Origin of the sequence: Halorussus aquaticus, from assembly GCF_024218795.1 — an archaeon.
GTDB lineage: Archaea > Halobacteriota > Halobacteria > Halobacteriales > Haladaptataceae > Halorussus > Halorussus aquaticus.
The window spans coordinates 1357659-1370588 of sequence record NZ_CP100400.1 but is presented as its reverse complement, the minus strand read 5'-3'; the positions used below and the strand labels follow the sequence as shown (position 1 = coordinate 1370588).

The window sequence follows — 12930 nt, the reverse complement described above, 5'->3', positions numbered from 1 at the left end:
TAGTCGTCAGTTCAGGTCCGTTCACGATCGTTCCGTGCCGGGAAGGACAGCCTACTCTCGTGGCAACGGTCGCCGACGCAGTTCAGGGCGGATTTTCGGTCGGTTAACCCGCGATTACCGTCGAAACGACGCGGTCGTTTAAGAGACAGCGCCGGTCGAACGCCGCGACGGACTGCAATCGTCGCGAGTCCACAATCCTGTGACAGGGTAACGATTAACTCTCGTGCGGACCTCCGAGGAGGTATGAACGTCGCCATCGTCGGGGGCGGTATCGTCGGACTCGCCAGCGCCCACTCCCTCGCCGCGCGCGGGGCCGACGTGACCGTCTACGAGAAGGGGTCGCTCGGGAACGGCAGCACCGAGCGCTCCGTCGGCGGCATCCGCGCCCAGTTCTCGACGCCCGTCAACGTCGAGTTGTCACTGGCGAGCATGGCGGTCTGGGAGGCGTTCGAGGAGACGTTCGGTACGGACATCGCCTACCGGCGGTCGGGGTACCTCTTCGCGGCGCGCGAGGCGGAGACGGCTCGCGCGTTCGAGGAGCAGGTCGCCATGCAGAACGACCTCGGGGTACCGAGCGAGTTGCTCGACCCCGAGGCGGCCGCCGACTACTGCCCCGGTCTCCGGAGCGAGGCGTTCGTCGCCGCGACCTACTCGCCGACCGACGGGTTCGCCGACCCGCACCTCGCGCTACAGGGGTTCGCCGCCGCGGCCCGCGACGCCGGGGCCGAGATTCGGACCGACACCGGCGTGACCGAGATTCACCGCGGGAGCGAGGGTGTGACCGGTCTCACCGTCGAAGGGCACGAGCGCCGCGACGCCGACTTCGTGGTCAACGCCGCTGGACCGTGGGCACGGCGGGTCGCCGCCATGGCCGACGTGGAGATTCCGGTCGCGCCCAAGCGCCGCCAGATTCTCGTCGTCGAACCCGAGACCCCGGTCCCCGAGGACGTGCCCCTGACCATCGACCTCGACAGGGGGTCGCACTTCCGGCCCGAGCGCGACGGGGCGGCGCTCGTCGGCGGGCACTTCGACAGTTCCTCGGACCCCGACGCCGACCCCGACGGCTTCGACCGGAAGACGGACCTCGACTGGACCGTCGAGGCCATCGGGCGCGCCAGCGACTGCGCGACGTACTTCGGTCCCGACTCCGAGATTCGCCGGGGGTGGGCCGGACTCTACGCCGTCACGCCCGACCACCACCCGATACTCGAAGAGACCGTGCCGGGGTTCGTACAGGCCGTGGGCTTCTCGGGCCACGGCTTCCAGCACGCGCCCGCGACGGGACAGATAGTCGCCGAGTTGGTGCTGGACGGAGAGGCCTCGCTGGTCGATATCTCGGCGCTCGGGAGCGAGCGGTTCGAGTCGGGGGAGTTGGTCGAGGAGCGCAACGTGGCGTAACCGTCAGTCCAGCACGACGAACTGGACGTTGACCACGGTCCCGTCGTGGCGAACGTAGTGGCCCCACCGGTACTCGGACGAACTCGATTGGTTCAGGGTGTACGTCGGCAATGCGGCCACGTCGTCCTTCACTCGCTCCACGTCCGCCTCCGGAACCGTGACGACGGAGTCCGACCCGTTCGCGGCGGCCCGGCGAACCGCCCGCCGGAGGTACTCGTTCACCTCGACGCGCGGGTCGTCGGACGCGAGGACGGTCGCGTTCGGCGGCGCTTCCTCGACCGCGACGGCGTGGAACTCCCCCTCTCCTCCGGCGGGCGAACTGCCGACCGACCCCGCGCATCCGGCAGTGACGAGCAGGAGGGTGAGAGCGAGTAGCGAACGGAGACGCCGGTTCATGCGGTCGGCTTTCCGCGTGGCGGACGTCTGTTTTCTGTTCGACGTTTCTCGCACCGCGGAGCGCGAGACCCGGACCGCAACCGCCGCGCGAGCGTCCGAGCGGTCCGCGGGCCGAACCTCCCGTGAACCGATAGAGCGGGAAATGGCGTCCAGACGCGAGCGCGCTCAAGATTTATGTAACTCGGGGAGAATTCAGGAATCATGCCAGAGGAGGACACCCAGACCGGGAGCTTCGAGGGGTTCGGCGGGCGACACGTCCCCGAACCGCTCGAAGAACCCCTCGAACAGTTGTCGCGGGCGTTCGACGAGATTCACGACACCGACCGATTCCGTCAGCGATTCCGGAGCTATCTCGAAGACTTCGCGGGGCGACCGACGCCGCTCTTCCACGCCGAGCGCCTCTCCGAGGAGTTCGGCGCCCAGATTTACCTCAAGCGCGAGGACCTGCTCCACGGCGGCGCGCACAAGATAAACAACTGCCTCGGACAGGCCATCCTCGCGGAGGAGGCCGGGAAGACGCGCCTCATCGCCGAGACCGGGGCCGGACAGCACGGCGTCGCCACCGCGATGGTCGGCGCGCTGCTGGGCATCGAGACCGAGATTTACATGGGGGAGAAGGACGCCGAGCGCCAGCAGATGAACGTCTTTCGGATGCGCCTACTGGGCGCGACGGTCAACGAGGTCACTCGCGGCGGGTCGGGTCTCGCCGACGCGGTGGACGCCGCGCTCGAAGACTTCGCCGGGAACGTCGAGGACACCCACTACCTCGTCGGGTCCGCGGTCGGACCGGACCCCTTCCCGCGGATGGTCCGGGAGTTCCAGTCGGTCATCGGTCGAGAGGCCCGCGACCAGATTCGGGAGAAAGCGGGGCGACTCCCCGACGCCGCGGTCGCCTGCGTCGGCGGCGGGTCGAACGCCATCGGCCTGTTCCACGCCTTCCGGGACGACGACAGCGTAGAGTTCTACGGCGCGGAGGGCGGCGGCGAGGGAGCGGGGTCGGGCAAACACGCCGCGCCACTGTCGGAGGGCGAGGACGGCGTGATGCACGGGATGAAGACTCGCACGCTCGACGAAGACACCGAAGTCCACTCGGTGTCGGCCGGACTGGATTACCCCGCGGTCGGCCCGGAACACGCCATGTTCCGTGCGGTCGGCCGGTGCGACTACCGGGCCGTCGAGGACGCCGACGCGCTGGAGGCGTTCCAGAAACTGGCGGAACTGGAGGGCATCATCCCCGCGCTGGAATCCAGCCACGCCGTCGCGCTCGCCGAGGAACTCGCCGCGGACATGGACGAAGACGACGTGATTCTGGTGAACCTGAGCGGTCGGGGCGACAAGGACATGGAACAGGCCGCGGAGCTGTTCGATTTGGGATAGTCCCGGGAACGGAACCCTCGTCCGCCGCGTTCAGAACTCGTCCAGCGCGACGTTCTCGCCCTGATACGACCCGTCGTAGGTGCCGTCGTGGTCGGCCTCCGCGAGGACGAGTTGCGCGATGCGCGCGCCCCGTTCCAGTTCGATGTCGTGGTGGACTTGGAGCAGGCCCTCGCCCTTGCCCTCGTATCCGGCGTCCCAGACCGCGGTGTTCAGCATGCAGGAGTTACGGAGCAGCGACGACCGGGGGTAGATGTAGCCGACGTGACCGTCGGGTATTCGGACGGTTTCGGCGTACTGAACGACGTAGCCGCCGGGCGTGAGGTAGTAGGTCTCGGGCGCGTCGTCGGCGACCTGCTGCGTTTCGAGTCGCTGGCGGTCGCCGATCTGTTTGCCGTCTTGACCGATTCGTCCGGGTTCGCGCTGTTCGTAGACTGCCTCCAGCGTGAGGTCCACGCCGTTGGGTTGAACTTGCTCGTCGTCGGTTTCCGAGACGTGTTCGGCGACGAACGGGCCACTCTCGAACATGTGCGTTCGGTTCCACCGCGTAACTATAGCGTTGGCGGACTCGCGGCGGCGTGAGAACGCGAGTCGGTTCGCACAATTTTTGCCCTACAGCGCCGGGATTTACAACAACCATCAAGAACCGAAACACGCGGGATTTATACCCGAGGAGAGCAGATATTTGAACGATATGGGACAGACGCTAACGGAGAAAATCCTCGAGGACCACCTCGTCGAGGGAGATCTCACCACAGGCGAGGAGATCGGAATCGAAATCGACCAGGTCCTCACACAGGACACGACTGGGACGCTCGTTTGGCTTCAGTTCGAGGCGCTCGGTCTCGACGAAGTACAGACGGAACTGGCGGCGCAGTACTGCGACCACCAGACCTACCAGTTCGACTTCAAGAACACGGACGACCACCGCTTCCTGCGCTCGGCCGCGGGCACCTACGGCGCGCACTTCTCGCGACCCGGGAACGGTATCTGTCACAACGTCCACAAGGAGAACTTCGCCGCGCCCGGCAAGACGATGCTGGGTTCGGACTCCCACACGCCGACCCCCGGCGGACTGGGCGAACTCGCCATCGGGTCCGGCGGTCTCGACGTGACGGTCGCCATGGGCGGCGGCGCGTACTACATCGAGATGCCGGAAGTCGTCAACGTGCGACTCGAAGGCGAACTCCCCGAGTGGGCCACCGCGAAGGACGTCATCCTCGAGATGCTCCGACGCCTCTCCGTGAAGGGCGGCGTGGGCAAGATCTTCGAGTACACCGGTCCGGGCGTCGAGAGCCTCTCGGTCCCCGAGCGGACGACCATCACCAACATGGGTACCGAACTCGGTGCGACCTCCTCGATCTTCCCGACCGACGAGAACACGAAGGACTACCTCGAACGCCTCGGTCGCGCCGAGGACTACGTCGAGGTCGGTCCCGACGAGGACGCCGACTACGACGACCAGATCACCATCGACCTCTCGGACATCGAACCGCTCATCGCGAAGCCGTCGATGCCCGACAACGTCGTGCCGGTCAACGAGGTCGAAGGCACGGAAGTCGATCAGGTCATGATCGGCTCCTGTACCAACGGCGCGTACGAGGACATCCTCCCGGCCGCGAAGATGCTGGAAGGCCGCGAGACCAACAAGACGACCGAGATGATCGTCGCGCCCGGTTCCAAGCAGGCCTCCGAGATGCTCGCCCGCGAGGGCTGGGTCTCCGAGATGATGGCCGCAGGGGTCAACTTCTCCGAGGCGACCTGCGGTGCCTGTATCGGCATCGGTCACGTCCCGGCCAGCGACTCCGTGTCGCTCCGGACGTTCAACCGTAACTTCGAGGGTCGCTCGGGTATCGAGGACGACAACGTCTACCTCTGCTCGCCCGAAGTCGCCACCGCGGCCGCCATCAAGGGCGAGATCATCGACCCGCGCAACCTCGCCGACGAACTCGGCGACCTCGAGGACCCCGGCTTCGAGATGCCCGAGAAGTACACGGGCAGCAACGTGGACCTCATCGCGCCCGACGAGGCTCCCGACGACGAACTCATCAAGGGGCCGAACATCGGCGACGTGCCGCTGAAGGACGAACTTCAGGCCAGCCTCGAAGGAGAGGCGCTCCTGAAGATGGAAGACAACATCACGACCGACCACATCATCCCGGCGACGTCGGACATCCTGAAGTTCCGGTCGAACATCCCGAAGCTCTCGGAGTTCACCCTCTCGCGAGTGGACCAGGACTTCGCCCAGCGCGCGCTGGACGCCGACGGCGGCTTCCTCGTGGCGGGCGAGAACTACGGTCAGGGTAGTTCGCGCGAACACGCCGCGCTGTGCCCGATGTACCTCGGTGTGGAGGGCGTCCTCGCCCAGAGCTTCGCCCGCATCCACAAGGCGAACCTCTTCAACTTCGGTCTCATCCCGCTCGAAATCGACGAGGAGACCTACGCGAAGATTCAGCAGGGCGACGACATCGAAATCGTGGACGACGTGGCCGAAGCGGTCCGCTCCGGTCAGGAAGAGTTCACGGTGCGCGTCAACGACGACTGGGAAGCGACGGCCCACCTCGACGCCTCCGCCCGCGAACGCGAGATTCTGGCCGACGGTGGCAAGCTCTCGCACACGAAGAAGCAGGCCGAAGGCGGTAGCTCCGGCGCGACCCCCGCGGACGACTAAGTAGCGCGGTTCTTCTCTCTATTTTTGCGTCTCGATTAACCGTCAGTCTCGCGTCCCGTCACTCCCGTTAGAAGCGGCGACTCTACCGCGAGTGAGGAACGATCGCGACGAACGAGCGACCGAGAAGTCACTCGACGGAGCGACGCGACTGCGTGGAGCAGAAGGCGGGTATCAAAAGGTGGGGGTGGGTGGGGGAGATTTCGGGAGCTTGCACCTCCGGCCGGAGAGTGCATTTCGTTCTTATGATTAGTGCTACTAAAGAATTACGGGGTCGGGTTCGGGCATGACACTCTTAAGGGTCGGGCGAGAAACCGCGGGCAGTGACAACGACTCACGCGGAGGACGGCGGCGGCGTCCGGATTCGGCAGGCGGTGCAGGCCGACCTGCTGGCCGTGCTACGCATCGAGCGGGCCTCGTTCGACCAGCCGTGGCCGTTCTCCGCGTTCGAGCGATATCTGGGCGAACGCGGCTTTCTGGTGGCGGTCGCGGGCGGAGGGTCGGGAAGCCCGCTGGTCGAAGGCGGCGACGAGCGAGGCGTGCGGACGAACGAGAGCGTCGTCGGCTACGTCGTGGCCGACCTCGTCCCCAACCACGGCCGACCGTTCGGCCACGTCAAGGACATCGCGGTGCATCCCGACCACCGCGGCGAGGGCGTCGGTGCGCGACTGCTGGAGCGCGCGCTCCACGTGCTGGAGGTCCGGGGCGCGCGGAGCGTGAAGTTGGAGGTCCGGGCGAGCAACGACCGCGCGGTGTCGCTGTACCGGGACTTCGACTTCGAGTTCCTCCGGACCATCCCGCGGTACTACGACGACGGCGAGGACGCGCTCATCATGGTCGTGGACCTCGACGCGTGAGTCGGCGGGTCGAGCGAAGGTGAGCGTCGAGCGTGGCGCTTTTCGGCGCGGACGACCTACGCTCGGCCATGGGATACGCCTGTCCGGTCTGCGAGACGCCCCAGTCCGACGCCGAACACCTCGCCAACCACCTCGCGTTCACGGCGATGCTCGGCGACGACGACCACGAGGCGTGGCTGGACGACCACGCGCCCGGGTGGAGCGAGGACGGGGAAGACGAACTCGCGGCACGCATCGAGGAACACGCCAAGGAGGTCGGCTTCCCGCAGGTCTTCGAGGACACCACGCACGACCACGGCCACGACGACGAACCGCAAGCGGGCGACCTCTTCGAGGACGAGTTAGAGCGTGCCAACGAGCGGGGTCGCGGGTCGCGCACCAGCGGTGCGGGCAACGCGAGCGCGCCTGCACTCGACGCCGAAGCGCAAGGGATTCTCCAAGAGGCCCAAGAGATGACCGAGGAGATGCTGGACGACGAGGGCGAGGACGACGAGGAGTGAACGACCTGCGGGCGCTCGACGAACTGTTCTTCTCTCCGACTGCTGCGGTCCTGTCGGTGACTGCTGGTGTCGTATCGAGCGAGGACGAAAAGGAGTAGTCCCCGGCCTCCGAACGCCCGGCTATGGAGATGCACGGCTTTCTCGCGCCCGAGACCGAGACCGAGGCACGGCAGCGCTACGAGGCGGTCGGTCCCGCGGCCCAGACCGTCGTCAAGGAGACGGCGAGGGCGATGGCGTTCGACGCCGACGAGTACGACCAGCGCGTGACCGGCGAGGTGGTCGAGACGGCGCGCGACGCCCTGTTCGCGTCGCTGCTCGAAGTCCGGACCGGCACGCGCGAGGAGTACGAGGAGTGGTTGGCCGACCGCGACCGCGAGGTGAGCGAGGAGGGGTCCCAGAGCGTCGGTCACGTCGCGTGGCACGACGCCCTCGGCGAGACCGTCGTCGCCGCGACGTACGAGAACGAGCGCCGGGCCGCGGTGGCGACCCTCCGACGGCAGGCGTTCGGTCGCGTCTATCGCGACCTCGTGGCGCAGTAAGCGGGTTTCGAATTCCGGCCCGGGACCGCCGCGGTCCGGGAGAACAGGAAGAATCGCCGTCGGAGCGCTGGCTACGATTCGGCGTCGGCGTCGTCCGCAGTACCGATATCGTCGTCCTCGCGCACCGCTTCGGCGCGTTCGGCCGTCCCGCGGACCTCGTCACTGCACGCGCTGTACTCGTGATTGGGCGCGCTGCACTTCCCGTCGCAGGGGTGGTCCACGAGGTTCTTGAGTCGGTGGACCGCCTCCTCGGAGAGCGCCTGTCCGATGGCGCGCGGGTCGTCGGCGTCGCCCTCTCGGAGCGCCGCCACGTCGAGGTCGAGGTCGTCTTCGAGGAAGTTCTCGGCGACGCAACGCCGCCACGTGAACTCGCGGGCCGCCGCCTCGCCGTCGTCGGTGAGGACGACGCCCTCGTACTTCTCGTAGTCCGCGAGACCGCGCTCGTCGAGCGACGTGACCATCCCGGTGACGCTGGCGTCGCTCACGTCGAGCACTTCCGCGAGTTCGCCGGTGCCCGCACGGCGGTCGGTCTCGGCCGTGAGCAGGTGGACGGCGCTGAGGTAGCGGCCGACGCTCTCGGATACCTCGCTCATGTTACGCGTTTGGTCGTGTCGGACGGGCATAAGCCTGTTCCCGGACATCTCGGGCGCGCTGACCGAGTCCGGGAGACCGACGTACGGCCGGGAATCGAGCGGTCCGTCGGCGGGGTTCCGGCGGTTACGCGGTCGGAGCGTGACGGGCAACAAGCTACTAAGGCTCCGCGCCTGTACGTTTGCGCAGCATGTTCACGGCCGACCGGACAGGGACGACCACGAGCGGGGACCGTACACCGAAGCATGGCTGACGGAGAGTCGCCGTTGAGTCAGTCGGACATCGAGGCGCGAATCCAGCGGGTCGGTCGGTACTCTCGCATGGTCAAGTCCGGACTCGCGGTGATACTGTTCGCGTTCGCGCTGGCCGTGGTCGCGGTCCTCCCCGCGAACCTCGGGAGCGTCGCGGCCGCGGTCGATGCGATACTCCTCCCGCTCATCTTCGTGGGGATGGGACTGCTCCTGTTCGGAATCGGGATGCACCTCCACCTCCTCCACCTCAACCTCGTCCACCAACTCCGCAAGCAGGACGGGCAGGCATCGCAGGCCGCCGGACGGGAGGCCGAGTCGGAGTCCTAACGCGCCCGGATTCCGGTCGAGTGGCCGGGGACGAGCAGTCACGTTTTAGCGTCCGGCACGCGACCCACTCCACATGAGCGAGGACTGGCGCGTCGTCGAGTCGGTCGCGGAGTACGAAACCGGATGGTACACCGGGGGCTACGACCTCGTCGAGCAACCCGACGGTTCGACCAAGAAGTACTACTGGGCAGAACTCCCGCCCGCGGTCGTGGTGCTGGCGGTCGCCGACGGGCAGGTCGTCTTCGTCGAGCAGTACCGACCGGTCATCGGCGAGACGTGTCTGGAGTGTCCGGCCGGAATCGTCGAGGACGGCGAGTCCTACACGGTCGCCGGGGCGCGCGAACTCCGCGAGGAGACCGGGTTCGACGCCGCGGGCGTCAGTCTCTTGGAGGACTTCTACTGCTCGACCGGCGTCCTGCGCCACGAGCGCGGCATCGTCTTCGCGGAGGGCCTGACGCCCGTCGAACGCGACTTGGACGACAACGAGTTCCTCTCGGTCCGAGCGATGCCCGTCGAGGACGCCCTCGACGCCGCGCGGGAGGCCCCCGCCAACGACGCCACCATCGAGGCGCTCCTGCTCGCCCGCGAGGAAGGACTGCTCTGAGGTCGCCGCCGGTCAGGTGTCGGTGACCAGCGTCCGGGCGATGAGTTTCGCCTCGGCCCGGCGCATCCGACCCGAGACGGCGGTCGGCGAGAGGTCGAGCAGGTCGGCGAGTTCTTCGAGCGTGACGTCCCGGGGTTCCTCGAAGTAGCCGTGTTCGAGCGCGGTCAGCAGGGTGTCGCGCTGTTCGGCGGTCAGGTCGTAGGTGCCGTCGGCGTCGATTTCGGTCAGCGAGTGGAGTCGCTGGAGTTCGAGCGAGATGTCGTGGTCGATGCAGTCGGACTGAAACGACCGGACGGCGTCGTGAGACGGGAAGCGGAGTTCGAATCGCCACGCGTCGCGTTGCCCGCTTGCCTCCAGCACGGTGGCATCGACGCGCTGGATGACGCGCGCGAGGTCGGCCACGACGTCCGCCCACTCCACTCGGTAGAGCGTCTGGTCGTCGATGCTGTCTAGGACCTCCAGCGACTCGACTCTCGGTTGCTCGCGGACCGTCTCGGCGAACTCCGCCAGCGTCTCGCCCCACGCCCAGAAGAACGGCAGTATCTCCTTGCGCGTCGGCACGACCTTCTCCAGTTCGACGCGAACGTCGGGGTGGGCGGCGAGCGCGTCGCCCAGCGCGAACTCACCGGCGGGCGTCGTGAACTCCGCGATGATACTCATCGTCCCACTAATCGGCGTTCTTCTTTAAAAGAGCTGTCCAGTATTGAAAAACGGGGGTCCGAGCAGTGCGTCTTCGCCACCGACTGTCACCGGCACGCCGACACCGCCTCTCGAATCGCGGCGACGTACTCCTCGCGGTCGTACCCGATTCGCGGGAGCCAGACGTTCTGGTAGGAGGGATGGAGCAGCGGGAGGACGGTCGTCCCGAACTCCGGGAGGTCGCGGCGGTCGAGGACGGCGTCGAGGAACCCGCCGGGGAGGTCGCCTACCAGCGCCAGCGTGGCGTGCTTACCGGTCGTCGCCACCACCGCGGGGGAGGTTCGCTCGATTTCGGCCGCGAGGTGGCCCCGGCAGTTCTGGCGTTCCTCGGCTGTCGGTTCGCGGTTGGTCGGGGTGCCGTCGTCCTCCGCCTCGGCGTTCTCGGAGTCCGCTGGAAAGCACTTCACTGCGTTCGTGAAGTAGAGGTCCTCTGGCTCGACATCGGCGTCGGCGAACAGGTCTCGGACCGCCCGGCCGGAGTGGCGGGAGGTGTAGGCCATCCCCGTCCAGTTACCGCCCCGCCAGCGGTCGGCCTCCGGGTCGCCGACTCGCGGCTCGTCGCCGCTCGTCGTTTCCGTCGAACGTGGTTCGACGCCGAAGGCGGGCGCTTCCCCGACGACCACCACGTCGGCGTCGAGCGACCCGTTGCCCCACGAGATGCGCTCGCGGGACTCGACCAGCGCGGGACACCGCGAACACCTCGGTTCGAGGACGTTGCGCGACTCGGGGTCGGGATACTCGGTCACGGCGGGGCTTGGCGGTCCGCGATACTGAACCCCTCGCTCGCGAAACCTATTTGTCGCCGGTCGCACACGCACGACGCATGGACGACACTGACGTTCGCCCGGCGACGACCGGCGACGTGGGCGACGTGCGCCGCGTCGCCCGCGAGTCGTGGCACGCGACCTACGACGACATTCTGGGCGCTGAGGCCGTCGAGTCGGTCGTTGACGACTGGTACGACCTCTTCGCTCTGCGCCAGTCGGTCGAGCGCGAGGACGGCCTGTTTCTGGTCGCGGAGCGCGAGGGAGACGGCGGGGACGCCGAAACCGAACTGATCGGATTCGCGCAGAGTGTCCTCGGTGACGAGGAGCGCGCGGACGACGCCGCGGCCCAACTCCCGCGCATCTACGTCCACCCCGACCACTGGGACGAGGGCGTCGGGTCCGCGATGCTCGACCGGGTCGAGGCGTGGGCGGCCGACCGCGGGGCCGAGCGACTCCGACTCCTCGTACTGGCCGACAACGAGGTCGGCAACGCCTTCTACGAGCGTCGGGGGTACCGGGCGGTCGGCGAGCGCGAGTCCGAGTTCGAGGGCGAGACCGTCACCGACTACGTCCGCGAGAAGGAGTTGTAGTCACTCCTCGACGACTTCGATGCCGCGGTTGTTGACCGCCGCGGCGTCGAGACCGACCTCTTCGAGGAACTGCTTGTACTCGCGCTCGCAGGCCTCGGCGTCGGCCTGCTTGTCGCTGGCGCGGTCGCAGAGCGCCACGAGGTCCTCGGGCACGTCGTTGGTGTACACTATCCAGTGGTTGATGAGGTCGCTGAGTCGCCGGATGGGACTGGTGAAGTGGCCGTAAATCTCGAAGTTGAGCGCGTGGTGGCCGCCGAACGGGTCGTTCATGTACCGCGCCCGGGGCATCACCTTCATCACGGCCCACTGAATCTTGTCGAGTTGGCGGTCCGGCGCGTCTTCGAGCGTGGCGTTGACGGCCTGTCGGGGGTCGTCCCACTTCGACCCCGGAATCGAGACGCCGTCTAAGTCCTGAATCTCCTGCAGGGCCTCGCTCCACTCGTCGGGACTCGGTTGCGGGTGGACTCGGTACATCGCCTCGACGCCGCGGTCCCACATGAGCGTGTGCGTGACGGCCTTGTTGGCCTTCAGCATGCACTCCTCGATGATGGTGTGAGCGCGGTCCCGCCGGGGGTTGAGAACGAGGCTCCCCTCTTCCTTGCGCTGTTGGTGCATCTTGTCGGCCAACTCGAACGCGAGTTCGTTCTCCTCGTGGAGGTCGGCGTCCTCGTCCTCGATGCGGTCCTCGGCCTGCGTGTAGGTGAGTCGCTCGTCGCTGTTGATGACCGACTTGTAGATGTCGATGCTCTCGTAGCCCAGGTCCTCCTTGTCGAGGTGCATCTCGACGGTGTGGGCGAGGCGGTCCTCGTTTGGCACCAGTGAGCAGACCGTCTCCGCGAGCACCGGCGGGAGCATGTGTATCGTGTAGTCGGGCAGATAGACGGTGTTGGCGCGCTCGACGGCCTCCTCCCACATGTTGGTCTCGGGGTTGACGTAGTGGGTCACGTCGGCGATGTGGACCCAGAGGACGTACTCGTCGTCGCGCTCTTCGATGGAGAGGGCGTCGTCGAAGTCCTGCGCGTCGATGGGGTCGGTCGTCCACGTCGTCTTGTCCCGGAGGTCCTCGCGCTCCTCGACCTCGTCTCGAATCTCGGACTGGATGTCCTCGGTGCGCTTCTCGGCCTCGGTCAGCACCTTCTGGGGGAACTCGTCGCGGATCTCGAACTTCTCGAAGAGGTCCTCGCGCTTCTCTTCGAGTCGGTCTGCCAATTCAGGAGATATCTCGACCGGGCCTTGCCCCTCGGGGGTTCCGGCCTCGGCCTGCGCGTCGCTCGTCATACCGAAGGATAACAGAGTCGAATAGTTAGGCGTATCGGAGCGACGGTGTCGTCACCGCGTCCGCTCCGCCGACGCGACACCGGCGCGACCG

15 protein-coding genes are annotated in these 12930 nt (G+C 67.1%); 9 read left to right on the top strand and 6 right to left on the bottom strand.

All coding sequences use genetic code 11. The features are described 5' to 3' along the window. The first annotated feature begins 243 nt into the window (after positions 1 to 243). Positions 244 to 1398 (top strand): NAD(P)/FAD-dependent oxidoreductase, encoded by a 1155-nt coding sequence (locus tag NGM06_RS07085; RefSeq protein ID WP_254269601.1) that lies wholly within the window; start codon positions 244 to 246, stop codon positions 1396 to 1398. 3 nt (positions 1399 to 1401) lie between these two features. Here NGM06_RS07085 and NGM06_RS07080 read toward each other — a convergent pair whose 3' ends face one another. Then, positions 1402 to 1794 (bottom strand): hypothetical protein, encoded by a 393-nt coding sequence (locus tag NGM06_RS07080; RefSeq protein ID WP_254269600.1) that lies wholly within the window; start codon positions 1792 to 1794, stop codon positions 1402 to 1404. A 201-nt stretch (positions 1795 to 1995) separates the two neighbouring features. Here NGM06_RS07080 and trpB point away from each other — a divergent pair, with 201 nt between their 5' ends. Further along, positions 1996 to 3171 (top strand): tryptophan synthase subunit beta, encoded by a 1176-nt coding sequence (gene trpB, locus NGM06_RS07075; RefSeq protein WP_254269599.1) that lies wholly within the window; start codon positions 1996 to 1998, stop codon positions 3169 to 3171. Between the two features lie 30 nt (positions 3172 to 3201). Here the strand turns inward: trpB and NGM06_RS07070 are convergent, their stop codons facing one another. Next, a complete protein-coding gene (locus tag NGM06_RS07070; RefSeq protein ID WP_254269598.1) occupies positions 3202 to 3696 on the bottom strand; it encodes a deoxyuridine 5'-triphosphate nucleotidohydrolase in 495 nt (164 codons plus the stop codon). Positions 3697 to 3862: 166 nt separating this feature from the next. Between NGM06_RS07070 and NGM06_RS07065 the strand changes: the two genes are divergently transcribed. The 4 genes from NGM06_RS07065 (at position 3863) to NGM06_RS07050 (ending at position 7732) form a co-directional block, all read left to right on the top strand. Next, a complete protein-coding gene (locus NGM06_RS07065) occupies positions 3863 to 5839 on the top strand; it encodes an aconitate hydratase (protein WP_254269597.1) in 1977 nt (658 codons plus the stop codon). A gap of 320 nt (positions 5840 to 6159) precedes the next feature. Beyond that, the gene (locus NGM06_RS07060) at positions 6160 to 6693 is read left to right on the top strand and encodes a GNAT family N-acetyltransferase (RefSeq protein WP_254269596.1); all 534 of its coding nucleotides are present in this window, start codon (positions 6160 to 6162) and stop codon (positions 6691 to 6693) included. A gap of 68 nt (positions 6694 to 6761) precedes the next feature. Continuing rightward, entirely contained in the window at positions 6762 to 7193 is a 432-nt protein-coding gene (locus tag NGM06_RS07055; RefSeq protein ID WP_254269595.1) for a DUF5810 domain-containing protein, read from the top strand. A gap of 122 nt (positions 7194 to 7315) precedes the next feature. Further along, positions 7316 to 7732, top strand: coding sequence for a DUF5809 family protein (locus NGM06_RS07050; protein ID WP_254269594.1), 417 nt, complete (start codon positions 7316 to 7318; stop codon positions 7730 to 7732). A 71-nt stretch (positions 7733 to 7803) separates the two neighbouring features. Here NGM06_RS07050 and NGM06_RS07045 read toward each other — a convergent pair whose 3' ends face one another. Then, entirely contained in the window at positions 7804 to 8325 is a 522-nt protein-coding gene (locus NGM06_RS07045) for a metal-dependent transcriptional regulator (protein ID WP_254269593.1), read from the bottom strand. A 243-nt stretch (positions 8326 to 8568) separates the two neighbouring features. On the opposite strand from NGM06_RS07045, the gene NGM06_RS07040 reads away from it, so the two are divergent. Then, a complete protein-coding gene (locus NGM06_RS07040) occupies positions 8569 to 8901 on the top strand; it encodes a hypothetical protein (protein ID WP_254269592.1) in 333 nt (110 codons plus the stop codon). A gap of 73 nt (positions 8902 to 8974) precedes the next feature. Continuing rightward, positions 8975 to 9505: an NUDIX hydrolase gene (locus NGM06_RS07035; protein WP_254269591.1), complete on the top strand. Its 531-nt coding sequence runs from the start codon at positions 8975 to 8977 to the stop codon at positions 9503 to 9505. 12 nt (positions 9506 to 9517) lie between these two features. Here NGM06_RS07035 and NGM06_RS07030 read toward each other — a convergent pair whose 3' ends face one another. Further along, positions 9518 to 10165: a helix-turn-helix domain-containing protein gene (locus NGM06_RS07030; protein WP_254269590.1), complete on the bottom strand. Its 648-nt coding sequence runs from the start codon at positions 10163 to 10165 to the stop codon at positions 9518 to 9520. 86 nt (positions 10166 to 10251) lie between these two features. Continuing rightward, positions 10252 to 10950 carry a uracil-DNA glycosylase gene (locus tag NGM06_RS07025; RefSeq protein WP_254269589.1) on the bottom strand — a complete coding sequence of 233 codons (699 nt, stop codon included), beginning with the start codon at positions 10948 to 10950 and terminating at the stop codon, positions 10252 to 10254. A 77-nt stretch (positions 10951 to 11027) separates the two neighbouring features. Between NGM06_RS07025 and NGM06_RS07020 the strand changes: the two genes are divergently transcribed. Then, on the top strand, positions 11028 to 11561 hold the full coding sequence (locus NGM06_RS07020; protein WP_254269588.1) for a GNAT family N-acetyltransferase: 534 nt from the start codon (positions 11028 to 11030) through the stop codon (positions 11559 to 11561). Here the strand turns inward: NGM06_RS07020 and NGM06_RS07015 are convergent, their stop codons facing one another. Continuing rightward, entirely contained in the window at positions 11562 to 12839 is a 1278-nt protein-coding gene (locus NGM06_RS07015; protein WP_254269587.1) for an RNB domain-containing ribonuclease, read from the bottom strand. Between the last annotated feature and the right edge of the window lie 91 nt (positions 12840 to 12930).

Excerpts from the sequence above, each read along its gene's own strand:
- NGM06_RS07030 (WP_254269590.1), bottom strand. The coding sequence starts at position 10,165 with ATGAGTATCATCGCGGAGTTCACGACGCCCGCCGGTGAGTTCGCGCTG.
- trpB (WP_254269599.1), top strand. The coding sequence starts at position 1,996 with ATGCCAGAGGAGGACACCCAGACCGGGAGCTTCGAGGGGTTCGGCGGG.
- NGM06_RS07085 (WP_254269601.1), top strand. The coding sequence starts at position 244 with ATGAACGTCGCCATCGTCGGGGGCGGTATCGTCGGACTCGCCAGCGCC.
- NGM06_RS07080 (WP_254269600.1), bottom strand. The coding sequence starts at position 1,794 with ATGAACCGGCGTCTCCGTTCGCTACTCGCTCTCACCCTCCTGCTCGTC.
- NGM06_RS07045 (WP_254269593.1), bottom strand. The coding sequence starts at position 8,325 with ATGAGCGAGGTATCCGAGAGCGTCGGCCGCTACCTCAGCGCCGTCCAC.
- NGM06_RS07065 (WP_254269597.1), top strand. The coding sequence starts at position 3,863 with ATGGGACAGACGCTAACGGAGAAAATCCTCGAGGACCACCTCGTCGAG.
- NGM06_RS07035 (WP_254269591.1), top strand. The coding sequence starts at position 8,975 with ATGAGCGAGGACTGGCGCGTCGTCGAGTCGGTCGCGGAGTACGAAACC.
- NGM06_RS07040 (WP_254269592.1), top strand. The coding sequence starts at position 8,569 with ATGGCTGACGGAGAGTCGCCGTTGAGTCAGTCGGACATCGAGGCGCGA.
- NGM06_RS07050 (WP_254269594.1), top strand. The coding sequence starts at position 7,316 with ATGGAGATGCACGGCTTTCTCGCGCCCGAGACCGAGACCGAGGCACGG.
- NGM06_RS07070 (WP_254269598.1), bottom strand. The coding sequence starts at position 3,696 with ATGTTCGAGAGTGGCCCGTTCGTCGCCGAACACGTCTCGGAAACCGAC.
- NGM06_RS07015 (WP_254269587.1), bottom strand. The coding sequence starts at position 12,839 with ATGACGAGCGACGCGCAGGCCGAGGCCGGAACCCCCGAGGGGCAAGGC.
- NGM06_RS07055 (WP_254269595.1), top strand. The coding sequence starts at position 6,762 with ATGGGATACGCCTGTCCGGTCTGCGAGACGCCCCAGTCCGACGCCGAA.
- NGM06_RS07020 (WP_254269588.1), top strand. The coding sequence starts at position 11,028 with ATGGACGACACTGACGTTCGCCCGGCGACGACCGGCGACGTGGGCGAC.